The 24,497-nt window shown below is 54.5% G+C and carries 25 protein-coding genes; 5 read left to right on the forward strand and 20 right to left on the reverse strand.

The annotated features are described in order from the left end of the window. Positions 1-17: 17 nt before the first annotated feature. The 18 genes from LEPIL_RS00670 to LEPIL_RS23740 form a co-directional block, all read right to left on the reverse strand. On the reverse strand, positions 18-1,640 hold the full coding sequence (locus tag LEPIL_RS00670) for a site-2 protease family protein (RefSeq protein WP_002768944.1): 1,623 nt from the start codon (positions 1,638-1,640) through the stop codon (positions 18-20). Positions 1,641-1,703: 63 nt separating this feature from the next. Continuing rightward, positions 1,704-2,960, reverse strand: a complete 1,257-nt coding sequence (gene dxr / locus LEPIL_RS00675; RefSeq protein WP_002768946.1) for a 1-deoxy-D-xylulose-5-phosphate reductoisomerase — start codon at positions 2,958-2,960, stop codon at positions 1,704-1,706. A gap of 2 nt (positions 2,961-2,962) precedes the next feature. Then, on the reverse strand, positions 2,963-3,880 hold the full coding sequence (locus LEPIL_RS00680; RefSeq protein ID WP_002768948.1) for a phosphatidate cytidylyltransferase: 918 nt from the start codon (positions 3,878-3,880) through the stop codon (positions 2,963-2,965). A gap of 57 nt (positions 3,881-3,937) precedes the next feature. Next, complete coding sequence (gene uppS / locus LEPIL_RS00685; RefSeq protein WP_002768950.1) at positions 3,938-4,684, reverse strand: polyprenyl diphosphate synthase; 747 nt, start codon at positions 4,682-4,684, stop codon at positions 3,938-3,940. Next, positions 4,684-5,247 (reverse strand): ribosome recycling factor, encoded by a 564-nt coding sequence (frr, locus tag LEPIL_RS00690; RefSeq protein ID WP_002768952.1) that lies wholly within the window; start codon positions 5,245-5,247, stop codon positions 4,684-4,686. Before frr ends, uppS begins: the two co-directional genes overlap by 1 nt. Further along, positions 5,240-5,980 carry a UMP kinase gene (pyrH, locus tag LEPIL_RS00695; protein ID WP_002768954.1) on the reverse strand — a complete coding sequence of 247 codons (741 nt, stop codon included), beginning with the start codon at positions 5,978-5,980 and terminating at the stop codon, positions 5,240-5,242. Before pyrH ends, frr begins: the two co-directional genes overlap by 8 nt. Before the next feature lies 1 nt (position 5,981). After that, the gene (tsf, locus tag LEPIL_RS00700; protein ID WP_002768956.1) at positions 5,982-6,575 is read right to left on the reverse strand and encodes a translation elongation factor Ts; all 594 of its coding nucleotides are present in this window, start codon (positions 6,573-6,575) and stop codon (positions 5,982-5,984) included. 102 nt (positions 6,576-6,677) lie between these two features. Then, on the reverse strand, positions 6,678-7,559 hold the full coding sequence (rpsB, locus tag LEPIL_RS00705; RefSeq protein ID WP_002768958.1) for a 30S ribosomal protein S2: 882 nt from the start codon (positions 7,557-7,559) through the stop codon (positions 6,678-6,680). Between the two features lie 4 nt (positions 7,560-7,563). Beyond that, positions 7,564-7,821: a hypothetical protein gene (locus tag LEPIL_RS00710; protein ID WP_143464635.1), complete on the reverse strand. Its 258-nt coding sequence runs from the start codon at positions 7,819-7,821 to the stop codon at positions 7,564-7,566. Between the two features lie 4 nt (positions 7,822-7,825). Continuing rightward, positions 7,826-9,541 carry a GMC family oxidoreductase gene (locus LEPIL_RS00715; protein ID WP_002768962.1) on the reverse strand — a complete coding sequence of 572 codons (1,716 nt, stop codon included), beginning with the start codon at positions 9,539-9,541 and terminating at the stop codon, positions 7,826-7,828. 172 nt (positions 9,542-9,713) lie between these two features. Then, positions 9,714-11,450, reverse strand: a complete 1,737-nt coding sequence (locus tag LEPIL_RS00720) for an ArnT family glycosyltransferase (protein WP_002768964.1) — start codon at positions 11,448-11,450, stop codon at positions 9,714-9,716. Between the two features lie 83 nt (positions 11,451-11,533). Further along, positions 11,534-11,800 carry a Cys-rich protein gene (locus LEPIL_RS00725; RefSeq protein ID WP_002768966.1) on the reverse strand — a complete coding sequence of 89 codons (267 nt, stop codon included), beginning with the start codon at positions 11,798-11,800 and terminating at the stop codon, positions 11,534-11,536. A 114-nt stretch (positions 11,801-11,914) separates the two neighbouring features. Further along, positions 11,915-12,130, reverse strand: a complete 216-nt coding sequence (locus LEPIL_RS00730) for a type II toxin-antitoxin system HicB family antitoxin (RefSeq protein WP_002768967.1) — start codon at positions 12,128-12,130, stop codon at positions 11,915-11,917. Beyond that, entirely contained in the window at positions 12,123-12,383 is a 261-nt protein-coding gene (locus LEPIL_RS00735) for a type II toxin-antitoxin system HicA family toxin (RefSeq protein WP_002768970.1), read from the reverse strand. The genes LEPIL_RS00730 and LEPIL_RS00735 overlap by 8 nt, the downstream gene beginning before the upstream one ends. A gap of 219 nt (positions 12,384-12,602) precedes the next feature. Beyond that, positions 12,603-13,370, reverse strand: coding sequence for a pentapeptide repeat-containing protein (locus LEPIL_RS00745; RefSeq protein ID WP_040918033.1), 768 nt, complete (start codon positions 13,368-13,370; stop codon positions 12,603-12,605). Beyond that, positions 13,371-13,517 (reverse strand): hypothetical protein, encoded by a 147-nt coding sequence (locus LEPIL_RS23735; protein ID WP_179117360.1) that lies wholly within the window; start codon positions 13,515-13,517, stop codon positions 13,371-13,373. Between the two features lie 117 nt (positions 13,518-13,634). Next, positions 13,635-13,997, reverse strand: a complete 363-nt coding sequence (locus LEPIL_RS24145) for a type II toxin-antitoxin system RelE/ParE family toxin (protein WP_078123271.1) — start codon at positions 13,995-13,997, stop codon at positions 13,635-13,637. Continuing rightward, complete coding sequence (locus tag LEPIL_RS23740) at positions 13,936-14,169, reverse strand: addiction module protein (protein WP_002768976.1); 234 nt, start codon at positions 14,167-14,169, stop codon at positions 13,936-13,938. Before LEPIL_RS23740 ends, LEPIL_RS24145 begins: the two co-directional genes overlap by 62 nt. 146 nt (positions 14,170-14,315) lie before the next feature. Between LEPIL_RS23740 and LEPIL_RS00760 the strand changes: the two genes are divergently transcribed. From LEPIL_RS00760 to LEPIL_RS00770, 3 genes are all read left to right on the forward strand, one after another. Next, complete coding sequence (locus tag LEPIL_RS00760) at positions 14,316-15,827, forward strand: HEAT repeat domain-containing protein (RefSeq protein WP_002768978.1); 1,512 nt, start codon at positions 14,316-14,318, stop codon at positions 15,825-15,827. After that, complete coding sequence (locus LEPIL_RS00765; protein WP_002768980.1) at positions 15,802-16,389, forward strand: hypothetical protein; 588 nt, start codon at positions 15,802-15,804, stop codon at positions 16,387-16,389. Before LEPIL_RS00760 ends, LEPIL_RS00765 begins: the two co-directional genes overlap by 26 nt. 125 nt (positions 16,390-16,514) lie before the next feature. Further along, a complete protein-coding gene (locus LEPIL_RS00770) occupies positions 16,515-17,006 on the forward strand; it encodes a DUF4395 domain-containing protein (RefSeq protein ID WP_002768981.1) in 492 nt (163 codons plus the stop codon). A gap of 3 nt (positions 17,007-17,009) precedes the next feature. On the opposite strand, the gene LEPIL_RS00775 is transcribed toward LEPIL_RS00770, so the two are convergent. After that, the gene (locus tag LEPIL_RS00775) at positions 17,010-18,848 is read right to left on the reverse strand and encodes a GGDEF domain-containing protein (RefSeq protein WP_169314785.1); all 1,839 of its coding nucleotides are present in this window, start codon (positions 18,846-18,848) and stop codon (positions 17,010-17,012) included. Between the two features lie 126 nt (positions 18,849-18,974). Between LEPIL_RS00775 and LEPIL_RS00780 the strand changes: the two genes are divergently transcribed. Beyond that, the gene (locus LEPIL_RS00780; RefSeq protein WP_002768987.1) at positions 18,975-20,366 is read left to right on the forward strand and encodes a TldD/PmbA family protein; all 1,392 of its coding nucleotides are present in this window, start codon (positions 18,975-18,977) and stop codon (positions 20,364-20,366) included. After that, entirely contained in the window at positions 20,363-21,796 is a 1,434-nt protein-coding gene (locus LEPIL_RS00785) for a TldD/PmbA family protein (RefSeq protein ID WP_002768988.1), read from the forward strand. The genes LEPIL_RS00780 and LEPIL_RS00785 overlap by 4 nt, the downstream gene beginning before the upstream one ends. Before the next feature lie 127 nt (positions 21,797-21,923). Here the strand turns inward: LEPIL_RS00785 and LEPIL_RS00790 are convergent, their stop codons facing one another. Next, positions 21,924-24,476, reverse strand: a complete 2,553-nt coding sequence (locus tag LEPIL_RS00790) for a glycogen/starch/alpha-glucan phosphorylase (protein WP_002768989.1) — start codon at positions 24,474-24,476, stop codon at positions 21,924-21,926. Positions 24,477-24,497 lie beyond the last annotated feature (21 nt).

The following is a 24,497-nucleotide window of genomic DNA, read 5'->3' on the forward strand; positions in this document are numbered from 1 at the left end:
TCCGAAAAAAGCGGTCCTTATAGTTTCACAACGAAGAGCAGATCCCTGTACATTACAAAGAGTCCAAAGGCCACAAGCGTTAGAAACCCGAATCTGTAGAAGCCTTCAAGAATGGCCGGTGAAAGCGGGCGCTTCAGAATGGCCTCGATCAAGAAGAAGACGATATGTCCGCCGTCGACGACGGGAAAGGGCAGCAGATTCATAACCATCAGAGCGATAGAGATCGACGCCATCAGTTGAAAATAATCCCGCAGATCGGTTTTAATGACGACTCCGGCAACGGCGAACATGCCCACCGGTCCCATCGTGTTCTCGATAAATGAGATGCGTCCCGACACCAGCCTGCTCACGAATTCGGGATAAATCATGATGTTATCCACCGTGCTCTGAAAGGCATTGCCGACGATCTGCGAGGCTCCGACAGAGGCCGTTGAATACTCGGCCATCGCCAGGCTGCCCGGCCGAAATCCGATCAGGCCGGTTTTGCGCGCCTGGACGTTTGCCTCGTAGTGTTTTGCCTGATCGCCTCGACCGGTGATGACCGGAACGCGGCTGCCATCAGAAAATCGCCCGTACAGATACTCAAACGACCCGGCCGGTTCACCGCCGACACTCAAATCACCAAGAGCACGCTGATGTTCCGGTGACTGTGAAACAAGGCTGAAATCGCCGATCGGCTTGCCGTATTTTGTATCGACGATGTTTGTGAGTTCGAGTCGATACTCCCCTTTTGTCGGAACCGTTACCGTCGTCTCTTCTGTAAACCAGGGAGCCAGCCATGGCAGGCTCTGACGGCGCACCCTGATCTCGACCTCCTGTCCGTGATGTCGGCCGAGCAACTCTTGTAGCGCAAGAGGATCGCTCACTCGTTCCCCCTGCACGCTCAGGATTACATCTCCATCATCAAGGTAAGCCAGGGCTCGCAGCGACGAATCGGCATTTACGGGTTGACCGAAAAGCTTCATGATACGAGCCATCCATGCGTCGGCAAAAGGGAAATCGACTTCAATAAAGCGCTCGCCCGGAACGCGCAGGCCCACGCTGCCGCGACCGGCCGAATCAAGGTCGGGCTTAACGACGGTCTCTTTTCGCTCCCCTGCCCGTTCATAAATGACAGTCAGATCCTTTCCCCCCGAAAGCATCACCGTCTTTTGAATGTCCTGAAAGCTCTGAATCGGACGTCCGTCGATGCTCAGAATCGAATCGCCGTTTGCAAGCCCTGCTCTGTAGGCGGGGCTCTGCGTGCCCATCTCTTCCCAGAGCTGGACCTTTGCCGGAGGCAGCCCCGAGAATGCCGACAGACCGAGAAAGATAAAGAAGCCAAGAATCAGATTGAAAAGCGGGCCGCCAAGAACGGGGATGATGCGCAGAAGCGGAGGAGCCGAGAAGAACCCGCCGGGCACTTTATTGTCGGCGTCCTGCATGTCGTCGCCGTAGAACTTCACGTATCCGCCCAGTGGAATGGCCGTAATCTGATAGGTCGTATCGCCGATTTTCTTTTTCCAGATGCCGCGCCCATAGCCGAACGAGAAGATCTCAGCGCGCACGCCGACAAGCCGCCCCATCCACATATGACCGAGCTCGTGAATAACGATGCACACACCTAATAAAAAAATGCCACCGAGAATTAAAGCTATCATTCCAACTCCTCAAACAATCAGTAAAATATAACGTAGAATTATTACAACAGAACGATCGCTGTCTCATCGAGCGGATCGCTCTGCATGCTTCAGCATAAGATACTCGCGCGTCCGTCGATCGGCTTCTTGAAAAAGACCGAGCTCCCGACCGTCTTCGACGGGCAGATTCTGTAAGGCGTCATCGACAAGCTCGGGGATGCGATAGAACGGTATGCCGCCGTCAAGAAAGATGGCCACGGCCACCTCGTTTGCCGCATTCAGGATGGCCGGAGCCGTACCGCCACGACGGCCGGCCTGCATGCACAGAGAAAAACCGGGATACTTCGCCGGATCAACGGCCTCGAATTGAAGCGCCGGCCAACGAGCGCACTCGTCGTCGGCCACATGCTGCATCGGTACGGCCTCCGGATAATGCAGGGCATGGGCGACAGGAAAGATCATATCGGGGGGCGAGGCGGCGAGGATCATACCACCGTCGCTTGTTTTGACCATAGCATGAACATAGCTGTTGCGATGAATGCGCACGTCCAACTGATCGTAAGCAAGATCGAACAGAAAGTGCGCTTCGATAATCTCAAGGCCTTTGTTGATCATACCCGCCGAATCTACCGAGATTTTAGGCCCCATCTTCCAGGTCGGATGATTCAGCACCTCATCACGACTTACCGTACGAATCTCGTCCGCCGTCCTATCACGAAACGGGCCGCCGCTTGCAGTCAGGATCAATCGAGAGAGGCGGCTGCGATGCAGGCCTTCCAGTAACTGAAAGGCTGCATTATGCTCGGAGTCGACGGGCAGAAACGAAACGGCTAACCCTTTCTTCGCCGCTCGCTCCGCCTCGTACTGGATGGCCGGACCGGCCGTAACGAGCGTTTCTTTGTTGGCAAGGGCGATCTTTTTGCCGCCCTGCACGGCGGCCACGGTGGCGTCGATTCCGGCGGCGCCGACGACGGCCGTCAGCACCGTATCGGCCTGTGTTTCGCGAACAAGCTCGACGACGCCCTCCGCTCCACCATAGAATCGCACGCTGGGAAAATCGGCCTTCAGTCCGTCGACCTCAGATCGGTAGACGTCGGCGTCGCTTAACGCCGCATGTTTGATATCAGAAAATTCTACAATCAGCTCGCGAAGCAGCTTCACCGATCGATGCACGCTGACGGCATTCAGTTCGATGCGTGCTTTTTCGCGGTCGGCTACGGGTCCGCTCACCCGATCAAGCTGGCGCAGATAACGCAGCGTCGTCGACCCGACCGAGCCCGACGCTCCGAGCAGGGCGAGAGAACGAGTTCGCGATGCTACGGCTGCCTGAATCAGATCCATACTCAGACGATCATCGCTCGTATGTAGAAGTAATAAAAGCCGAAGGGAAACGTGAAGAGCATGGCATCGACGAGATCGAGTACACCGCCGTGTCCTGGAATTGTCGACGAGGAATCCTTGATGCGAGCATCACGCTTCAGGGCGCTTTCGACGAGATCTCCGAATACCGAAATAAACGAAAGAACGACGGTAAGCAGCACGGATTCAACCCAGCCCGGAACATACGCCGGGTTCGTGTCGGGAAAGAAATCAAGCCAGAAGTAGACGTAGGCCTGAACGCAGATGTTGGCGAAGATGATGCCGCCGATATATCCCTCATAGGTCTTTTTCGGGCTGACCTTCAGGCCGGCGTTGTGCTTACCGAACCAGCGACCGGCGAAGTAGGCCCCCACATCGGTCATGATCGTCGCCATAGCGATATACACGAAGACAAAGATTCCGGCATCGAGCGATAGAATGGAAAAGACCATGCCAAGCGGCAGGGCGGCATAGATCGGACCGACGATCGTCGAAGTGATCGTATGGGCCGTTCCATCCAGCGGACGATAGACCATACTGTAGCTCGAAGCGACGATCAGAAAGAGCAGAAGCACGGGCACAATCGGATTGTGCACCTGTTCGAATATCGAAAGAATAGAGAGAACGAAATCAGGCAGCGACGAGGCATCAATGCCTGTCAGATAATCGAGGTAGAGCACCACAAGAAACAGAAAGGCGAACGCAAAACCGATGCCGCGAATCGGCCGGCCATCCAGGCCTTTATCGGTCAATCTGTAGAACTCTTCGACTCCGAGCAGGGCGAAGGCGGCGATCAAAAAGAAGGCATGCAGGCCCGCCGCAAATTGATAAAAATACAGTGCGAGAATGACGACGACGGCTATGCTGAGCCCTGATACGATGCGCTTCGCTGTTTCACTCATGGCAGCATCGTTTCCATCTTCGATCTTTCCGCAAAGCACTTTTCGTCTGAATGCCGTTCATTCGGAAAGCAGGCCGCCGAACCGTCGCTGACGGCTCCGGAACCAGGTCAGTGCCTCTTCCAGATTTTCATTCGAGAAATCCGGCCAGAAAACGTCGGTGAAATACAGTTCGGCATAGGCAAGCTGCCAGAGCAAAAAGTTCGAGATGCGCGATTCTCCGCCCGGTCGGATCAAAAGATCCACCGGAGGCAATCCAGCCGTGTAAAGACGGCTCTCGATCTCGTCAGTCGTAACGGCAGCAGCAGCTTCCTGTGCATGACCCGACTGCATAAGAGCAAGGCGATCCAGCACGATACGATGGGCGGCACGGGCAATCTCTTGCTGTGAGCCGTAGTTCAGACAGAAATTCGCCGTAAGAGTGGTGCACAACGCCGTTCGTTCCGCACAGCGTTCGAGGATCTTGCGATTCACGTCAGGAAGAGCGGTCAGATCTCCCGAAGAGACGATGCGGATGCCCTTTTCGCGGCACTCTTCGATGTGCCGGTCAAAGAACTCTGCCATAAGCTTCCAGAGAAACGAAACCTCGGTTTGCGGACGCTTCCAGTTTTCGGTGCTGAAGGCATAGAGCGAAACGCATCGGATCTCTTTTGCAAGAAAGGCGTCAAGAAGCCGGTGCAGGGCCTTCCCGCCCTCTCGATGGCCTTCGGTGCGTGACAGTCCGCGGGCCTTCGCCCATCTGCCATTCCCATCGAGGATAATGGCAATATGGGCCAGCTGCGCATTGCCTTCCGGTAATACTGCCATCAGACCTTGAGGATCGAGTCCTCTTTTTCTTTTGCGATCTCTTCGGCCTTATGCGTATGGGCGTCGGTGATCTTCTGAATCTCATCCTGAAAATGCTTCTGATCGTCTTTCGATATATGGGTGAGCTTTTTTAACTCGTCGTTAGCGTCGCGCCGAACGTTACGGATGGCTACCTTCGCTTCTTCAAGTCGCTGCTTTACCTGCTTCACAAGCTCCTGACGACGATCCATCGTCATCTCGGGCAGAATCAGTCGGATAACGCTACCGTCGTTTGAAGGCGTGAGCCCCAGATCGCTCTTGAGGATGGCCTTCTCGATGGCGCTTGATGCCGATTTATCAAACGGAGAGATCAGCAGAATACGCGCCTCGGGCACGCTGATAGTCGCCAGCTGATTGAGCGGAGTGTCGGCGCCGTAGTATTCGGCATGCAGTCCGTCGAGCATGGCAGGGTTGGCTCGGTTAGAGCGGATCGTATTGAACTCGCGCTTCAGGTTCTCAAGCGTGCGATCCATGCGCGACTTCGCTTCGTTGATAATACTTTCCGGTTGTACGGGCTCACTCATATTCTACTCCAGGATTCGACGAAATCAGCGTTCCAATGTCGGCGCCGTTGATCAGGCGCTCCAGGTTGCCTTCTTTAAAGATGTCAAATACGATGATGGGGATGTTATTCTCCATGCAGAGCGCCAGCGCCGTCGCATCCATCACCTTCAGTTGCTTCTGCAGCGATTCAAAAAACGAGATCTTCTTGAAGCGCTTTGCATCGGGATTCTTAAACGGATCGGAGTCGTAGACGCCGTCGACCTTCGTCGCCTTCAGGATCACCTGACAGCTGACTTCAGTAGCGCGAAGAGCGGCCGTCGTGTCGGTCGTGAAATAGGGGTTACCCGTGCCGCCGGCGAAGATGACGATACGGTTCTTTTCAAGATGGCGCATGGCCTTGCGTCGAATGTAGCCTTCGGCGACGGCCTTCATCTCGATGGCCGATTGCACTCTCGTAATAAGACCGATCTTTTCACATGCGTCTTGCAGGGCGAGGGCGTTGATGACGGTGCCCAGCATGCCCATATAGTCGGCCGTGGCGCGATCCATTCCGGCCTCGGCTGCCGTTCCGCCTCTCAGGATGTTGCCGCCGCCGATCACGACGGCGACATTGATGCCCTGTCTTGCGCAGATGCGAATCTGCTCGGCTACCTTTAGCACCAGATCGGGATCGATGCCCCCCTCCCCCCGTTTTGCGAAGGACTCGCCGGAGAGTTTCAGCAGGATCCTTGTATACGGGAAGCGGGACGACATGTTAACCTACCTGATAACGTGTGAAGCGACCGATCGTGATGTTCTCGCCGAACTTCGCAATATGGTCTTTGATCACTTCCTGAACGGTCTTTTTATCATCCTTGTAGAAAGGCTGATTCAACAGACAGACTTCGCTATAGAACTTCGTCAGCTTGCCGGGCAGGATCTTCTCGATCTGATCGGCCTTCTTGCCTTCAGAAACAAGCTGCTCTTTAATCACCTCAATCTCGCGCTCTTCAACCGTTTTGTCGAGATCTTCGGGAGCGATGGCAAGAGGATTCATGGCGGCGATTTGAATCGCAAGGGCCTTTCCAAGCTCGGCGAAATCTTCGTTACGAGCGACGAAGTCGGTTTCGCAGTTCAGTTGAATCATGGCGCCGATGCTGCCTTCGCCGTGAATATACGAGCAAACGCGACCGACCGATGTTTCGCGGTCCATACGTTTCGCCGCTTTTGCCAGCCCTTTCTTACGAAGTTCGTCGACGGCTTTTGCCATGTCGCCTTCGAATTCTTCAAGGGCTTTTTTACAATCCATCATGCCGGCGCCGGTCATGTCGCGGATCTTCTTGATATCGTCTGATGATGCTTTATACATTGCTCGTTCCTGTTGTCGTTTTCTGCGGCCTCTGATTCACATCTGCCCGTGGCCGAACGGACAGGTCAAAAAAATCCCGGCCCTTTCAGGCCGGGCTCCTTTTCAGGCCTGCTCGGGCGCTGCATCGGCAGCGTACTGGGCAGCCTCGGCAGGAGTCTCCTCTGCCTGAACGATCGGCTCATCGGGAATGAACTCTCCCGTTTCGTCGTATTCGCCTTTATAACGAATGCTATCTTCGGTGATGCTATCGGGATCGAACTCGGCGTCGTCTTCGACGAAGTCGGCCGCACCGGCCACGCCTTCCGTTCCTTCGATGATGGCGTCGGCCATCGTCTGCAGAAAGAGTGAAATCGCGCGGATGGCATCGTCGTTACCCGGGATCGGAAAATCAATCGGCTCGGGGTTGCAGTTCGAATCGACGACGGCGAAGATACGGATGCCGAGCTTCTGCGCCTCTTGAACGGCGATACGCTCGCGATCGGGGTCGATGATGAAGATGTTCTCGGGCAGGTTATTCATGTCTTTGATACCTGCGAGATCTTTGCGAAGCTTATCGAGCTCACGCTGAAGCATGAGGATTTCTTTCTTGGTGCGAGCCTCTTGATCGAACGTTCCCGTCTCTTCCATAGCTTCGAGCTTTTTCAGGCGGGCGATGGATTTGCGTACGGTGTTCCAGTTCGTCAGAAGTCCGCCCGGCCAGCGGGTGTTGATGTAGAACATCTTGCAGCGTTTCGCTTCGCGCTCAACGGCGCTGCGGGCCTGCTTCTTCGTACCTACGAAGAGCACCTTCTCGCCGCGATGCGTATGCTCGCGCAGAGCCTCATAGGCCTTTTTCGCCATCTGCACCGTCTTCTGAAGATCGATGATATGGATACCGTTACGAGCGGTGAAGATGTAGGGTGCCATGCGCGGATCCCACTTGCGGGTCTGGTGCCCGAAGTGTACGCCGGCCTCAAGAAGCGTTTTCATTGAAATCGTGGACATTCTCTTATCCTTTTTCCTTTCTATAGAGCAGCCAGCCTGTGACGACAAGCCCGATGAGGGCAGCCGGAGTCAACTGGAGCTCCAGATTCTTCAAAATATAGAAATCTCTGATCCGGATGCCATGGCCCGGGAGGAGTTCAAGGACCAGGAAATCAAGCCCGAACACCCTGCTGATGAGCGACCCTGCAATGGCGCCGCCCAATGTTCCCAGAAGGAGCATGAGGACAGCGAAGCTGACTGAGAGCTTCTTCATCCGGTTCAATCCGTCAGACTTTCTTCGTAACGCGGTCTGTCAAATGAATTATGCCGCCCAGAAGCGATCGATCGAACTTCAGCCTCTTCTCAAATGAAAAGGTGGTCTGTCGTCCTTCTTTTGGCGGGATCAGGCTCATCGCTCGCTCGCTCAGCGCTGCAATCGTGAGCGACGGGTTCACGCCCAGATTGGCCGGAATCATCGAAGCATCGATCACGCGCAGATTCTCATAGCCGAACACCCGGTTCTCAAGGTCGATGACGCCCTCGTCTGCGCTTCTGCCCATCGTACAGCCTCCCATGATATGTCCGGTGATCGGAGCACCAAGCAGGCTGTCGTTCACCGAGCTTCGCGGGAATCCGCCGATCTTCTCGGCTACCCGGTGAGCGACCTGATTGGCGATGGGAATATAGACGGGCGACGGCTCTCCGGAGCTGAGCGTCGACGTCATCGATTTCGTAAACGGCCAGATGAGGCGGCGGCGACGCACCAGACGCAGGCCGTTCTCAAAGGTCTGCATGACAAGCAGGATGAGCGAGCGACGCGCGAATCCCACAGGGTTCATACAGCGCAGAAAATAAACCGGCCTTGTAACGGCCATGAGCAGATAACGCAGCGCCCTGAAGCGATGCCCGTCCACCATCGCCGCCGAGATCATACCGAAGAAATCCGACCCGGCCGGATAACGCACCGGCTCAATATGCGTTCCCTCTTCGGGATGAAAGCTCGAACTGATCGCCACGCCTTTCGAATAATCCGCATGGGGTTCGCGAGACGTAACGGCGAGCACCGTTTCGCTATTCGTGCGTACCCTGTCGCCCAGATGATGCGATAGATTCGCAAGCACGCCTTTATCTTTCATCTTGAGCAGCAGGCCCAGCGTGCCCATTACACCGGCTGAGAGGATGACCGAATCGGCACGCAGCTCCTTCACACCTGAAAAAAGTCTGGTAGTGCGCTTCGTGCGGATCAGCCATCCGAACCGGCCGTCGACATCGGCAGTCGCTTTGCGCACGGGCCTTCCTTCTTTATCAAGAGGCAGAAGCTCGATGGCCTTGGTCTCGGGAATAACCGTCACACCGAGCTTCTCGGCCAGATAGAGATAGTTACGATCGAGCGTATTCTTGGAGTTATACCGACATCCGACCAGGCAGCCGCCGCAATAGACGCATCCCGTACGCTCGGGTCCTTCTCCGTCGAAGAACGGATCGGCGACGCCCTGTCCCCGGCCTTTGCCGTCGCCGAAGAAGATGCCCATCGGAGTCGGGCGATAGGTTGATCCCACTCCCATCTCGTCGGCGATCTCTTTCAAGATGCGATCCGACGCCGAGACATTCGGATTCTGACTGATGCCCAGCATATAATGGGCAATATCATAGAACGGCTGAAGCGCCTTTTCTCCGCCGAGTTCGGCAAAGCCTGGGCCCGAGAGCACCGACGTCCCGGGCCGGTAAAGCGTCGCCCCGTAAACAAGGCTGCCACCGCCGACGCCGGCACCGCTCACAAGAAAAAAATCACGAAGAAGATTCAGGCGCTGAATGCCATGCATGCCCAGATAGGGCAGCCACAGATACCTGCGCAGATTCCAGTTTGTTTTCGCAAAATCCGCCGATGACCAGCGCTTTCCCGACTCCAGAACGGCGACGCGGTAGCCCTTCTGTGCCAGGCGCAGCGCCGAGACGCTTCCTCCAAATCCGCTGCCTACAATGATAAAATCGTACTTCTGCATGTGACGCTTCCTGCCTGTTTCTAAGTTATCCTGACCGTCGGGACCCGATGCGTCGGGATTCTGAGATTTTTGCAGAGAAGCAAAATTGACTGACATATCAATCAATTTTCTGAAAAGGGGCAGATTTCTGTCAGGAACCCTGAATCCTTCTGCCCGATTGTGTCAGGCAGCGTTACGGATTGCGCAGAGTAACGCGGATGAGATAAACCTTTTTTAATACGCCCGGTCGTTTCTTCTTGTTGAAGAAGGCCTGGCTGGGCATCGATACCTTGTAGGCGTCATGCTCTTCGAGGATCTCAAGATCGTACCGCCCGCCAGTAAAACCGGGAAAGTTCAGAAGTCCCTCCCCCGATAGAATCACAAGACGCGATCCGTCGGCCCGCAGATCGGCCTCGAACTGGTCCTTGCGAAAGATGTCGCGGGTCAGCCTTTTTGAGTAGAAGGCATACGATCTCTGCGAGTTCGAGATCATGAATTTATACAGAACCTCCTCGCCGGGTTCGAGTCGTCGCACCGTCTCTGCAATGCGGCTTGAGGGCTGATAGAAGATAAGAAGGCCGTAGATCAGGCAGCCAACGGTCAGATGCACGACAAGTCCGCTCAGCACGGGCACAATAAGACGATCTGAAAAATGCCGGCGCAGCACAGGCCACAGCACAAGCGGAAAAAGACAGAGAAGATAGACGAACCACTGCATGCCCTTTAAGTCGAAGGCGACGACGGGAATGGCAATATAGAAAAGCAAAAGCAGAGCCGGCACAAGATAGAAAAAGAACGCAGGCATTCGCTCGGGCTTCTCGCCTTCGGCTAATCCGCCAAACAGCAGTCGGTCAAGCACGCCGGCCATATAGATCGCTCCGCCGGGAAGGATCCAGTAGATATACTGTGGAAGCTGAAAGCGCGAAAAGCTTATAAGTGAGAGCGTGAGAAAAAGCCACAGCGGAATGACAAAATCCGCTTTGCGAAATTCATCGCTGCGCACATAGTTCCACAGAGAGAGAGGAATGCGTTTCCAGATGGCATCAGAAGAAGTGGAAGCATCACCGGAACCAGTAAGCGCCTGACGCAATCGCAGAAATACATGAACGGCAAGAGGAACAAAGAAAAGACCGAAGGCCCAGGCGAAGTTCTTCACAAAAAACAGCGGATCAAACTTCTGATTGTAGATGAAGCTGTAAAACCGTCCGAACGATTGAATGATGATAAAGAAGTTCGGCCCGTACCAGCTGAATTCCTGAAACAGAACATACGACCAGAATAGCGGCAAGGCCGCCGTAACAAAGATGCCCTGAGGAATCTTCATACTCAAGATGCCCTTCCAGTCGCGACGGATCAAGAGATCGACGCCGATCGAGATGCCGGGGATCACGACGGCAATGGGCCCTTTTGTAATGAAGCCGCATCCCATGAAGAAATACATGAGATAGAAGTAGTTCGCGTTCTTCTTTCGCGCCAGGTAGTAGGCATGATGAATAAAGATCAAAAACGAGGTCAGATAGATATCGATCAGCGGGCTGACAAGCATCGACAGAAGCCCGGGGCTGGACGCATAAAGCAGCGAGGCAAGAAGTCCGCGGCGCTCGCTCTGTGAACGAAGCACGGTGATGCGATAGATACTGTACAGCGACAGCAACGCGAAGATCAGCGACGGAAGACGGAAGGCGATGTTATTCTGCCCGAACAGCTTAAATGAAGCCGAGACCAGCCAGAAGGTCATGATCGGCTTGTCGAGATACTTGCGGCCGTTATCGCGAATAAACAGGTAGCTGTCGCTATCGGTCATCTCGCGGGCGATCTCGGCGTATTGTGCCGAGTCGATATCCATCATATCGGCGTTGATAAGCGAGACGGCAGGCAGAAGAGAGAGCAGAATCAAGGAGATAAGGATCTTTTTCTGTAATGAGTTCATGGGTTCAGCGTATTCCGTAATAAAGAGTTACAGGTCGAAGCAGAGCAGACGGTCTGACCGACATTATGCTCCGGCGATTCAGATCAATACTGGCTCATGATGGCGTTGAACATGCATTTGCCGAGCGTCTCACATTCCATATTCTCGTTATAGCATTCGAGAATATCGGCCTGATGAATCGTACAGCCATCCATGCAGGAGATGCGGACGCGCGTCTGCAATTCAGCGCCCTGATCGGATGCAGCGCATTGGACCACCTTATCGCAGATCTTCAGGCATTTCTGTTCCACCGGATCGTGACAGGCGGTAAAAAGCAGAGTGAGTATTGCAAGAACGAGAATTCGTGCCATCGCTGCATGTTTTTCAGGCCCTCCCCGCGAACAAGGAAATTTCCGGGGCTTGGAGACAGGGCGGGGACGATTGAGGCGGGCGCGCAGCGCCGGACGGGATGCGGCGGGGCGGAATCAAGCGTAGGTAAGACGACCGCGAGGTTCAGGAATCGGGCGACCTAACTCCTGAGCGGTCTCAATCCATTCACGGATAACAAGTTCGGCATTTTTCACAGCTGCCTGATAGCTCTCTCCATCAGCCATACAACCCGGCAGTTCAGGAACCTCCACTATATAAGAACTGTCCTGTTTGCTCCAGTAAATAATCATCTCGTATTTGATTTCATTCATCGCTTATTCCTCCCAGATGATGGCGGAGTATCAGATCCCGAACCTGCTTTACCTGATAAGCCTTCGCCTTAGAGCCAATTGGTTGAATATTCAGGATCTCAGGTATTCCATCTTTCGAGTAAATATGGTGGCTGCTGCGAATCCTCTCCTCAAAACCAAGATTCTTGAGTAGCCGACAGAGATCCGAGAACTCGATATTGCTGTCAGAACGCCCCAGCAGAACCTTTGTAAGCAGTTTATCATCGCGAGCCATAACTGTCCACTCTGTGTCCGCGAACGTAACCCATCGTCCACTCCTTTTTACGCACAGATTCGCAGGGCAATTGCCGACCACCGGGCTTGCCCGCACCCCATGCTGAAGCGCGCATGCGGAGCGGTGACGGTTCTCGCCCGTCTCGGGTTGCTCTTTACGAAGTTAAGCCTCTTAAGCTTGTCTTTTCGGCTCAGCTGACTCTGTGCCTTCATCTCAAAGTTACTCATTGGCGTGCTTCTTTTCACAATACTCTCTAAAAGCCGGCCCACATTCTGAATTCAGTATAATAAATCTGTGCTCATGTTTCTTCGACGGGCTATCTCGCCGACCTGTACGGCTCAGATTTGTTCCTTTGATCGTAACACCTTTTGCATCGATATATGTAAAAATGGTAGTACCAAGATCGGACTCTTCTATAAGAACATCTCGCATTACTACATCGTAGAAAACAGGAACATGGGGGCTAGTTGTCAGATTCACTCGTTTCAAATTGACTCTGTTCCATTCTGAATCCTCAGTACGGAATCCCCCCATACCTGCCTCTGTAATAACGACGTCCTCCCAATTCGCATGACTTACCGACATTTCTGAAAGATTCCCGCCTTCGATCCTTACGTTTTTGAATTGCGATCTATAGAAGCTGACTCCGTACAGGTTACAGTCCTTCATAACAACGTTTTCAAAGACGGTAAAGTGGAATTCTGTATTCTCAAAATCCAGCCCTTGAAACACACGATCCCGAATCGAGACATCTCTCACATACCAGTCGTCGGTCTGGCCTTTTGCTTCGTTCCAGCGCTCTGGATTCTGAAGCAACGTCTGGTTCAGAAGCTCGCTCGGCTTGCGATGAGTTCTCACGCAATCACGCACATAGATGAAGGCGAACATTGAGATAAGCAAGATGAGCACGCTCACCGCCGATATCGCCTTCGTCCTCTCGCGCTCTTCGATCGTTTTCACTTTAAACGGCTCGGTCATCGAATACATTCACTCCAGTATAGAATGATGCGACCTCAGTATTGCAGGATTCACTTCTTCCATCTTCACCGCAAGAGCCAGGTAAAGAAGTTCCTGTTCCTCTTCACTCAGCTGCCTGGCCGCTGCCTGGACCTCTTCCAGCGTCATCTTGCCCACCCTCGTTTGCCTCGCTCCTTTATTTCTTTAAGGGAACCTTCCAGATCTTGCATATATTCATGGTAATTATGGCCGACGCCGCTTCCTCGAGTGAGCGGTGTATCGTAAGAAACAGAGTTATTCTGCATTATCTTTCAATCGCTCTTTCCAATAATCCGGATGACGGCGCTGATGTAATACTGCCAGAATGTGGATACCATCTTCCGTTTCGCGGTAATACACAGTAAAAGGATACCTGTCCATGAAATACCCTCGATAGGGCTTCGCTATATATGCGTAAAGGTCAGGTTGCTTCGCTACCTGCCTGAGGGCAGTTTGTACGAATTCACGGAATATCTTACCCAGTCCCTGTCTCTCTCGATTGTAAAATCTGGAAGCCTCGGCAATGTCCTGTATTGCCGCCGGATCTACAGTAACCTTACGCATCCTGAATATCGTCAATCGCCTGCAGGGCCTGCTCCAGAGGCACGGCCTTAACATTGCCCGATGTAAAATCAATCCACCGCTTCTCCAGTATGGAATGATGCGACCTCAGGATTGCAGGGTTCACTTCTTCCATCTTCATCGCAAGAGCCAGATAAAGAAGCTCCTGTTCCTCTTCACTGAGCTCCCTGGCCGCTGCCTGGACCTCTTCCAGCGTCATCTTGCCCATCCTCGTTCACCTCGCCTCCTAACCTCTTCGCTTCCCGGCTCTCCGTCCACTCCTTTTCCACGCCCCGATTCGCCGGGCATTGCCGGCCGCCGGGCTCTCCAAAAAATAAAGTGTGCCGCCCCGCTCCGTCCGATACTCAAAGAGGTATGAGGCGCATTTTCTCCATTTCTAAGTATCCTTTCAAATACCTGCTCATGGCAGTCGTCCTTCTTCTGACGATGACCCGCTGTGCCAGTACGGTCAGCCGATCCGAGCTCGATACGGCGCAGAGCCTGGCCGAATCGGGACAGGAGCAGGCACTCCAGGAGCTTTTTGAACGGCGCCAGAATGTGCCCGAAAAAGACAAAGAGCGCTATGTCGAGGTGATCGGTGAAGGCAAATCCGACCAGTCCTCGGTCATGCTGCGAGAGCTCTACAGAGATCCAGGATACGAAACGCAGCGGCCCGCCATCCTGAAAGAGCTCATCGAACGTCCGGGAGAAACCGACGCGCAGTTCGTCCGCAAGAGCGTCACCGCGAATCCCGAACTCTTCGGACCCGAGCTTGAGGCGGCCCTTTTGCGTCGTGCCGATCGACCGAGCGCCGAAACGCTGCTTTCGATGATTGAGGCTGGGCGCACCACTCTGAAGCCCGAGTCCATTCGCCTCTTCGGTGAGACCTCATTGCAACAGGCCCTGCCCCTGCTGATCAAGCATGCCGATGCCGGCAACGATACCGGTATCACAATGCAGTCCATTGCCCGCATGTCAACGCCTGAATCCGGACAGTACATCATGGCTACGGCGCAGAAAGGCGATCATCCGGCCCGGCTTGATGCCATACGACAGCTCGCCGCCGCCCCTGATCAGGATGAGGCGCGCGCCCTTCTGCACAGCCTGATCGAACACAATCCAGATACGCATGTCGCCGCTCTTGAGGCGTTAGGCGGCATGGGATTCAACGAAGAAAGTTATGACATCGTAGCCGCCCTGTATCATCAGAGTGACGACGAAACGACTCGCCAGGCTGCCATCCAGACCATGGCGGCGATGCGACAGATCGACCCGGAGGCCCTGGCCGCGGAGCTGAACCGAGGCAAAACGGAAGTTGAAGAGAGCGAAGAAACAGAGGAATCTACAGAAGAAAAAATCGTCAAACGTGTAGATAGGGATCAGCGTTCTCTGAAAGATGCCTACAGAGATCCGAGACGGTTAACCGATATCGTAAAAGACAACAACCGCCAGAAGCAGATCGTTAAAGAGGAGAAGCCCGTCGCCATCAAAAAGAAGGCCCTGTATCGCCTCGATGAAAGCGCCGCTGCCTCGCGTCGCTATGCCGCTCGCCTGGATCGCTCCTTTCAGAGGCTTTTCGGAAAGGATGCCGGCGACGTAAGATTGAAAATCCATAACGGCCTGCTCACCTATGCCGGCTCGAATAGCAATAACGCCGCCTTTATACAGCGTTCCTATCAAAAAGGATTTGGCGTCGAGGCAGATCGTTCTAAAGAACTGCTCAAACAGGGACTGCGACTGCAACACAGCCTTGATGCCGTCATTACCAATATCACGCGAGAGTATGCGCGAAGAGATCTCCAGGTCTATGCCCTGAGCAGCTTCTTTGCCATCAAACGCAAACAGGCCGAGGCCCTGCTTGATGCGCACAGAAGACGCGCCCTTTAAGGGAAGCTCTATTATATCGCTTATGAAAAAGCTGCTGATTCTCATTCCAGGATTGCTGGCTCTGCTCGTCTCCTGTTCGCAGGAGATCAAAGGAGAGTTTGCCTGGAATACGTTCTACGACCAGGACCTGCCGCCGCTGGAGCGGTCGCTTCTACAGCCGACACAGTTTCGCTTCGGGCGGGAGCATCTTTATTTCAGCGACCAGAATACGATCTGGTGGATGTACCGCATCGATCAGGTCGGATTCGGAACGCGCTCCCTGCTTGTGGCGCTCTACTCCGTTTCGGGCAGCCCCGAGCCGGTCGAGATCGATCTTCGAGAGGTGCCGGTTGAAACGTCGGGCGATATCCGACTGTTGCGCCAGTATTACAATCCGCTGCCCGTCGGCGACTACCGCCTGAAGATCGCTCATCAATCTCTTCCCATCGATGAAGTAAGTTTTTCGGTCATTCCCGACGACGAGCTGGCCATTGCCTCGGGACCGCTGCCAGGCGACGAATACAGGGATTCCTTCAGCGACAGTTCAGATGATGATATCGAGAAATATTCCTCTCCGTACTGACGGAAGGGAAGCGAGCAGATACAGAGGAAGCGGACTGCACCAATCGGTGCCAATCCCTACTTTTTTGATCTGATTTGTCTGTTTTTTGATTGTCAAGAAAGGAAAGCTGCCCTTCTCTGTTCTCTATGGAACAGGTTTCATTCTTCAGAGCTTCATTTCCGTCTCTTGTGAACCGCCGGGTAGCCCGCTGGACGGCCCTTCAGGTCAGTGCGATCGCTAGCCTGGGCGCAGTCGGTGTAAGCCCTGCCCTTCTGTCTATCTTTCTGCTCGTGGACTTTGCCCTTCGTAGCCTGCTCGGCCCAAATGCCTCTGTCCTTGTGCACGCAGGGCGCAGCATCTTCCGGTTTACGGCAAAGAGATTCGGCGTCAGTGAAGAGCTTGCCTCCATTCGTCCGGCACGCTTTGCCTGGCTGTGTGGCCTTCTTTTCAGCCTGCTGGCCGTCGCCGGAGTCTTCTCGGGCCAGGCGCTCCTGACATCGATCGCACTGGGAACGCTCGCCCTTTTCAGCGGTCTTGAGGCGCTTTTCGGGTTCTGTGTGGCCTGTTACATGTTCGGATGGGCGCAGCGCTTCGGATGGATCTCGCCCGACGTCTGTGTGGATTGCCGTCGCCCCTGACGCCTAAACGTCGGCCATGCTGGCATCGCCGACGTGCTGGATCTCTGCGCTGCCGGAAAAGGTGCGAATGAAGATGCCGCTTCGTGCGCTCTTTGCCTCGCTCTTCGTTTCGGCAACAAGCCGCGAAATGTCGGTTAACGGAATACGCCCCTGAGCGAAGAAAAGAAGGGCCGCCGAGATCACCGGAAGCGGGAACCGCTGCATCTGACCGTAGCGATTCTGCGCTTCCATATAGTCTCGCTCCACGTCTGCCGGTTCAAGAAAGCTGTTGCGAGCCCTTTCGAAAGATTGCTGCAGCCTTCGGATCTCCCGGAACACGGAGCGCACGGTATGACGACGAAAGCCGAGAAAGAAGTCGTCGCCGCCCACATGGCCGACAAAGATATTACGGCTGCCGCCTGCAAGATGCTTCAACGACTCGCCGATGCTCAGAAGGGCAAGGTCGCCTTTCTGAAAGCCGTAGCGATCGTTAAAAGGCTTGAAGTTATCCAGATCAAGATAAACGATAATGGTCGGATCAAGCCTGTGTGCGGCGTCTTCAAGGAATCGAAGAATGGCGCGGTTGCCGGGAAGGCCGGTTAACGGATTCTCTTCGCGCGCCGACTCGATGCGTTCCTGGTAAACGTAGCGCAGCATGGCCGTCGACGAGAGGAATCCGCTGTAGCGCCCCCGGTCGGTGATCAAGATGCCGTCTCGCGATCTCATCGAATCCTGTAGCGAGAATATCTTGAGTATCTCATCGGCGTCGGCATGCAGGTCGGCCACATAGCACTTGCGAATATGATGTGAAAGGAAATCTTCCATATCTCGATTATGAAGAAGATCCTTTCCGTACGGAGAATAGGTTATACTTTTCAGGCTGGATTCATGCAGCAGGCCCAGAGGCTCTTCAAATTCGTTCAGAACGGGGAATAGCGTAAACTCAGGGTTTCTCTTGAAAAGCTCGACGATCTGCGCGAATCCCATGCCTGGCCGCACCGGCTCGATACGCTGCATCTGCAAACCCGGCTTGAGGTGCGGAATGGCGCTTTCGCGATCGGCATGCAACAGATCACGAGCCGTCGAATCGCTATGAGTTCGAATCGAGTCTTCGATGAAAAGAGGCCTGCCCACAAAATAGCCCTGAATCAGATCGCAGCCGATGCGCACGCATGCTCTGTATTCGTCTTCTGTTTCGACGCCTTCGGCGACGACCATTCCGCCCATCAGATGCGAGAGCTGGATAACGTGCTGTAAAAAAAGCCGCTTCTTAGGATCGCTGTCGACTCCCTGGATAAAGAAGCGATCCAGCTTGACGATATCGGGTTCGACGCTATAGATCAGCTGCAGGCCCGAGAAGCCGACGCCGTAGTCGTCAAGAGCGATGCGGTATCCCTGCTGACGATAGGTATCGATCATGCTTTTCATTCGCTCGATCGAATGGAACTGATGTCTCTCTGAGATCTCAAACACCATCGTCGATGCCGGAAGATCAAACTCTTCAAGTACGCGATGAGTATTGCCCTGCCTGTAATCGGGCATCTCAAGCAGTCGGTTATCAAGGTTATAAAAGAGCCGCCTTTTGCGGGCATCGGGAAGCTGCAAAAAGCGCTGCAGGGCAAGACGACGCAAGAAGAGGTCAAGCGTGTAAAGAGCTCGATTCTCGACGGCATAATCGAGCAAGGCGAAGACGCTTTCAAAGCCGGCGCGATCATAGTTCCGCAGCAGCGCTTCATAGCCGTAAATACGGCCGGATGCCACGTCGAGGATGGGCTGAAAGGCGAAATCAAGCTCGCGGAGGATGTCCTCCCAGATCATATCGCCCTGCTTCATACCCGTCTCAGTCCAAACGACAACCGTCACAACGCTCCACCTTACGCAGGCGCCGTTACGTTTTCGTGTCCGGACCATAACTTTTTGTATCAGGGGTACTGTCAAACCGGGGTTTTTGCCTTTCCCGATTTCCCGTTCTTTTTTCTTTAGAGCAATATGATCGATTCACGTCTTCGCCGGCTGGTAGCCGGATCGCCGCACTACATTGAAATCCGTTATCACAATCGACGCAGTCGATCTCTGGGAATCCGCAAGGGAACGCCGATTGAACTGGCCTCAAAGCATACGGAGGGCGTCGGTATCAGGGTACTTTTTAACGGAGCCTGGGGCTTTGCTGCGACCTCTGATATGGGCGAGGCCGCACTCGAACGTTCGTTACGCAGCGCCTTTGAGGGAGCACGTCGGCTTTCTGAACTGCGACGACATCGCAGCGCCCTCGCCGAAACGGATCGCCTCGCAACAGGCGAGTTCGAATTGCCGGGATACAGCGAACTGCTGTCCATTCCCTTAAGTGAACACCGTGAAACCGTCGAAGATGCAGAGCGCCGGCTTCGTAGCTCATCAAAGTCTATCGACACGGCACAGTGCCAGTACACCGAAGTCTTCGAAGAGAAGTTCATCGTCACGTCAGACGGAGCCGACGTCTGGCTGCGCCTTGTAAGGCCTGAGCTGCGTTTCCTGGCCTTTGCAAAAGACGGCTCGAAGATGAGCCGCGGCTATGATTCCGTCGGCGCAACCGGCGGCTGGCAGTGCATGTTCCAGAACCGATCCCTTGACCGTTATATTGAAACGGCGGCCGCCAGTGCCGTCGATCTACTTGCAGCCGCGGCCCCCGAAGGCGGACGAAAAAAGGTTATCCTGGCCCCCGCCATGGTCGGGTTGCTTGCTCATGAGGCCATCGGGCATACGGTCGAGGCGGATTTTGTTATTTCGGGGTCGGTGGCTCGCGATCTTCTCGGGCAGCAGGTCGCCTCTGAAAAGGTGACTCTATGTGATAGCGGGCGCTCCGAGCATGCTCCTTATGCCGGCGGAGAGCTTCCCGTCGACGACGAAGGCGTGTATGCCGATAGAACCGTATTGATTGAAAAGGGCAAGCTCGTCGGTTACCTGCACAGTCGCGAAACGGCAAAACAGTTCGGAGTGAAGCCGACGGGTAACGCCCGCGCATGGGAATTCAGCGACGAACCGCTCATCCGAATGCGCAACACCTACGTCGAGCCAGGAACCGATGATCTGAACGATATGATTGCCGGCATCGAGGACGGCTTTTACGTCGACGGCCCCGAAGGAGGCCAGGCCGATGCTACCGGTGAATTTATGTTTGGAGCTTCACGGGTGCGGCGCATCAAAAACGGAAAACTTGCGGAGGTCGTTCAGAAGGTAACGCTTTCGGGCAACGCCTTTGACGTCTTGCGTTCTGTGGACGCCGTCAGCTCCGATTTCAAGTGGGATCTCGGATCAGGCCATTGCGGTAAAGGACAGCCCGCGAAGGTCGACGCCGGCGGGCCGTTCCTGCGATGTGAAATCCTTGTCGGAGGCGAAGCATGAGCGCCACCTACGCCGATCAATCCATCGAACGCCTCAAGAACGCAGCCGACCGTTTGCTCTCGACCAATCGCCCCGCCGGTTCGCAACTTGAAGTCTGTGCAAGCTCTGAATCTGAACGCCGTCTTGTTTTCGAGAACGACGACCTTTCCGTCGTCTCTGAGACGTCCGGCGACAGGTTCGGGCTGCGTCTTCTGCATAACGAGCATACGGGATTCGCGACGACGAATTCCGCCGAGACAGGCCGTCTCTTACATACCCTTCATGAGGCCGAATCCCTTGCCGCCACCGCGCCTCCCTCCCCTTTTGACGCCCTTGCCGTTCCGACAGAGGCCCATCGTACGACTGTGTATAACCTTGATGCTCTGCACGGGCGTTCGGGCGAAGATTCCGACGAATTCGCCGGCGACGATCTTCCCTTTGAAGCGATGCAGAGAATCCTCGCCGAGGCAAAACGAGACGCACGCGTCGCCATCGATCGCGTCGAATTCTCGTTCAGCGACAGCGTGCGTACGGTCGTGAACAGCCATGGTATCCATCTCACGCAAAAAGAACAACTGGCGTCATGGTTCATCATGGGTATGGCCCGCGACGGCGCGCAGGTAACAAGCTTCGATTACGACGGCGGATCGGCCGCCACTGTAATAGACTTATTCGAAGACATCACCAGGCGAGTGGCCGATTTTCGCGATTCGGTCATCGGCTCGTTGAATCCGCGCAAAGGCCGAACCTACAAAGGCCCGGTTCTCCTGCACCCTTATGCCGTGCTTGACCTTCTTGTCGGAACGGTGTCGTTTAACGCGAAATCAAGGGCGCATCTGGACGGCATCAGCCCCTGGGTCGATCGCTACGCCGGTGACGGACGTCTCACCGAGCCGGTCGCTCATCCGTCGCTTCTGCTCTACGAAGATCCGCATGACCTGAGTCGTCCGGCCGGCACGCGCTTCTTTGACCGAGAGGGGAACCTTACGGCGCGCCATGAAATAGTGAAAGACGGTCGCCTTATCTTTCTCGCCGAGAACTGTCATACGGCGAAACGTTCGGGACGCGCCATTACTGGCAATGCGACCGGCGACGGAAGATCGTTACCCGACCACGGCTTTTCAAATCTGACGCTTGACATCTCGCCTGACGGCATCATCAGACCGCAGCCTCTTCCGGAATTGCTTCGAACGATGAAAGAAGGGCTGCTGCTGAAGCGCTTCAGCGGTAACGAAGATCCGATCTCAGGACGTTTCTCGGGCGTGGCGAAGAATTCGCGCTGGGTAGAGAACGGCGAGATATGCTTCGGCGTGCAGGAGGTGATGGTATCGGGCGACCTGTTCGGTCTTCTTCGCGACGTCATCGCCGCCTCCACCGAACGCATGGTCGCCTCCGGTGGATGGTCGGCTCCGTATCTGCTTGTTGATGGTTGCAGCGTCGTCTTCGATTGAGAGGCGCTGACGATTGCCCGTTAAGAATGCAGCGAGCATAGACGGGGCGGCCGAATGCTACCCGCCGCCTGTCCCTCGCGTCCTTGCAACCGACAGATCGCCCCCCTGAAGACTCTCAATAATCCCCTCACTCTCGCAGAGGAGGCCCGAAAAGAATCGATCCGCCAGGAGCGGGCTTAACCGGCTTGATGCCCCAGATCTCTTTCGCGTATTCATCAATCGTTCGATCAGAAGAGAACTTACCCGAGCGGGCGATATTGAATATAGCCTTGCGCAGCCACGCCTTCCGGTCGCGAAAGTCGCGCGAGATCAATCCCTGGATACGACGGTAGTCCTGAAAGTCGGCCAGATGGAAGTAGTGATCCCCTCCATAGGTAAGAACGTGAAACAGTTCCTGAAACAACCCTGGAGAGAGCGGGTTGAAATAATTCTGATGAATCGAAGAGAGAACGGCATGAATCAGCGGATCCTTCTCGTAAATGGCCACCGGATCATAGTTCGGCCGGATGACGTCGAGCTTTTCCACCGTATTACCGAAGATATAAAAGTTTTCGTCGCCGGCCTCTTCGCGCATCTCGATATTGGCGCCGTCAAGCGTGCCCACCGTCAGCGATCCATTCAACATGAACTTCATGTTCCCGGTTCCCGACGCCTCCGTTCCTGCCGTCGAGATCTGCTCCGACAGATCAGAGGCCGGGAAAATGCGCTCCGCCAGCGAAACGGAGTAGTTTGGTAGAAAGACGACCTTCATACGATCGCGCACATCGCGATCGTTGTTGATCTTTTCGCCGACGCTATGAATGAGCTTGATGATGAGCTTGGCGCGATGATACCCGGGAGCGGCCTTGCCCGCGAAAATAAACGTGCGCGGCGTATATTCGGCCTCACGATTATCTTTCAAGAATTGATAGTCGCCGATAATACGAAGCACGTTCAAAAGCTGACGCTTGTATTCGTGGATGCGCTTGATCTGAACGTCGAACATACTTTCCGGATCGACGACGACGCCGGTCGTATGGTGAATGATCTTCACAAGCTTCGATTTGTTATACTGGCGTATCTTCTGAAAATCTTCCTGAAATGCGGCGTCTTCGGCAACCTTTTCAAGATCTCGCAAACGGCTCTGATCGAGCAGCCAGCGCAATCCGATGGAATCATTGATCAACGCCGTGAGCTCGGGGTTCGCCGCGATCAACCACCGGCGAAAGGTGATTCCATTCGTCTTGTTGATCAGCTTCCCTGGATACAGACGGTTAAAGTCGGCAAAGATGGTGCGCTTGATGATATCGGTATGGATGGCCGAGACGCCGTTCACCTTCGTAGAACCGATGATGGCAAGATTGGCCATACGAGCGCGCTTATCTGCTCCTTCTTCAATCAGCGACAGCTTCGCAATTACGTCCTCGGGCTCGCCCTTCTGGCGCAACTCTTCAATAAAGTAATAGTTCAGCTGATAGATCAGATCAAGATGACGGGGCAGCAGGCTGGCCAGCAGGTCGACGGACCATCGCTCCAGGGCCTCGGGCATCACCGTATGGTTCGTGTAAGCGAAACATCGCTGCACGAGCCCCCAGGCATGATGGAATTCAAGATTATGCTCGTCGACGAGAATACGCAGAAGCTCGACGACAGCCAGAGCCGGATGCGTATCATTCAACTGAAAGAAGATACGGTCGGGCATCTCGTCGTGCGACTTCGGCCCCTGTTCAAAGAATTCGCGAAGGGCATCGCGAATCGTCGCCGAAACAAGAAAGTACTCCTGCTTGAGACGAAGTTCTCTGCCCTGCGTGACGTTCTCATTCGGATAAAGGACGTGCGTGATATTCTCTGAAAACACCTTATCTTCGACGGCTCTGATATAGTCGCCGTGGTTAAAGTATTTGAAGTCAAAATCTTCGGTGGCCTCTGCCTTCCAGAGACGCAGATTATTCACCGTTCGCGTGCGGTAGCCGGGCATCAGAATATCGTGCGCTCTTGCAAGAACCTGATCTCCGGGCAGCCATCGCTTGCGTATGTTGCCTTTATGATCGGTGTATTCTTCGACGTAGCCGCCGAAACCTACGGGATAGATGAGGTCGCTGCGACTGATCACCCAGGGATTCGCGATATCAAGCCAGTTATCGGGGGCCTCCACCTGATTGCCGTTTACGATGCGCTGGCGAAAGATACCGAAGTTATACAGAAGCCCACATCCGCTCGAGGGAAGGTCGAGCGAACTCATGCTATCAAGAAAGCAGGCGGCCAGCCTGCCGAGACCTCCGTTGCCGAGACCGGCGTCAGGCTCCTGCGCACAGATATGATCGAGATCATAGCCGAATTCTGCAAGCGCCTCGCTGGCAAGATCATAGGCGTTCAGGTTGACCAGATTCGATTTCAACATCTGCCCGATAAGGAATTCCATCGACAGATAGTAGATCTTTTTCGCCTTCTCTTTACGATAATGTTCCTGCGTTTCGTTCCAGCGATCGATCAGGTAGTCACGCAGAGTAAAGGCCAGGGCGAGATATATGTCGGTGTCGGTCGTGTTATGCGTATACTTGCCGACGCTGTATTCGAGATGATGCGCAAAATGGCGAATTAGAGAATCGCGATCTTCGTTGGATTGCCGGCTGATCAACTCATGTAACTTCGAATGATCGGGCGCTATTTTCAGATCGGAGGGAGAAAACCTGTAGGTCATAGCGCAAGTGTATCAGATCGG

Origin of the sequence: Leptonema illini DSM 21528, from assembly GCF_000243335.1 — a bacterium.
Classification (GTDB): Bacteria; Spirochaetota; Leptospiria; order Leptospirales; family Leptonemataceae; genus Leptonema; species Leptonema illini.

What these genes read in the sequence shown, in the direction of transcription:
- LEPIL_RS00670 (WP_002768944.1), bottom strand. Translation starts at nt 1,640, where the DNA reads ATGATAGCTTTAATTCTCGGTGGCATTTTTTTATTAGGTGTGTGCATC.
- dxr (WP_002768946.1), bottom strand. Translation starts at nt 2,960, where the DNA reads ATGGATCTGATTCAGGCAGCCGTAGCATCGCGAACTCGTTCTCTCGCC.
- LEPIL_RS00680 (WP_002768948.1), bottom strand. Translation starts at nt 3,880, where the DNA reads ATGAGTGAAACAGCGAAGCGCATCGTATCAGGGCTCAGCATAGCCGTC.
- uppS (WP_002768950.1), bottom strand. Translation starts at nt 4,684, where the DNA reads ATGGCAGTATTACCGGAAGGCAATGCGCAGCTGGCCCATATTGCCATT.
- frr (WP_002768952.1), bottom strand. Translation starts at nt 5,247, where the DNA reads ATGAGTGAGCCCGTACAACCGGAAAGTATTATCAACGAAGCGAAGTCG.
- pyrH (WP_002768954.1), bottom strand. Translation starts at nt 5,980, where the DNA reads ATGTCGTCCCGCTTCCCGTATACAAGGATCCTGCTGAAACTCTCCGGC.
- tsf (WP_002768956.1), bottom strand. Translation starts at nt 6,575, where the DNA reads ATGTATAAAGCATCATCAGACGATATCAAGAAGATCCGCGACATGACC.
- rpsB (WP_002768958.1), bottom strand. Translation starts at nt 7,559, where the DNA reads ATGTCCACGATTTCAATGAAAACGCTTCTTGAGGCCGGCGTACACTTC.
- LEPIL_RS00715 (WP_002768962.1), bottom strand. Translation starts at nt 9,541, where the DNA reads ATGCAGAAGTACGATTTTATCATTGTAGGCAGCGGATTTGGAGGAAGC.
- LEPIL_RS00720 (WP_002768964.1), bottom strand. Translation starts at nt 11,450, where the DNA reads ATGAACTCATTACAGAAAAAGATCCTTATCTCCTTGATTCTGCTCTCT.
- LEPIL_RS00725 (WP_002768966.1), bottom strand. Translation starts at nt 11,800, where the DNA reads ATGGCACGAATTCTCGTTCTTGCAATACTCACTCTGCTTTTTACCGCC.
- LEPIL_RS00730 (WP_002768967.1), bottom strand. Translation starts at nt 12,130, where the DNA reads ATGAATGAAATCAAATACGAGATGATTATTTACTGGAGCAAACAGGAC.
- LEPIL_RS00735 (WP_002768970.1), bottom strand. Translation starts at nt 12,383, where the DNA reads ATGGCTCGCGATGATAAACTGCTTACAAAGGTTCTGCTGGGGCGTTCT.
- LEPIL_RS00745 (WP_040918033.1), bottom strand. Translation starts at nt 13,370, where the DNA reads ATGTATTCGATGACCGAGCCGTTTAAAGTGAAAACGATCGAAGAGCGC.
- LEPIL_RS24145 (WP_078123271.1), bottom strand. Translation starts at nt 13,997, where the DNA reads ATGTTAAGGCCGTGCCTCTGGAGCAGGCCCTGCAGGCGATTGACGATA.
- LEPIL_RS23740 (WP_002768976.1), bottom strand. Translation starts at nt 14,169, where the DNA reads ATGGGCAAGATGACGCTGGAAGAGGTCCAGGCAGCGGCCAGGGAGCTC.
- LEPIL_RS00760 (WP_002768978.1), top strand. Translation starts at nt 14,316, where the DNA reads ATGAGGCGCATTTTCTCCATTTCTAAGTATCCTTTCAAATACCTGCTC.
- LEPIL_RS00765 (WP_002768980.1), top strand. Translation starts at nt 15,802, where the DNA reads ATGCGCACAGAAGACGCGCCCTTTAAGGGAAGCTCTATTATATCGCTT.
- LEPIL_RS00770 (WP_002768981.1), top strand. Translation starts at nt 16,515, where the DNA reads ATGGAACAGGTTTCATTCTTCAGAGCTTCATTTCCGTCTCTTGTGAAC.
- LEPIL_RS00780 (WP_002768987.1), top strand. Translation starts at nt 18,975, where the DNA reads ATGATCGATTCACGTCTTCGCCGGCTGGTAGCCGGATCGCCGCACTAC.
- LEPIL_RS00785 (WP_002768988.1), top strand. Translation starts at nt 20,363, where the DNA reads ATGAGCGCCACCTACGCCGATCAATCCATCGAACGCCTCAAGAACGCA.
- LEPIL_RS00790 (WP_002768989.1), bottom strand. Translation starts at nt 24,476, where the DNA reads ATGACCTACAGGTTTTCTCCCTCCGATCTGAAAATAGCGCCCGATCAT.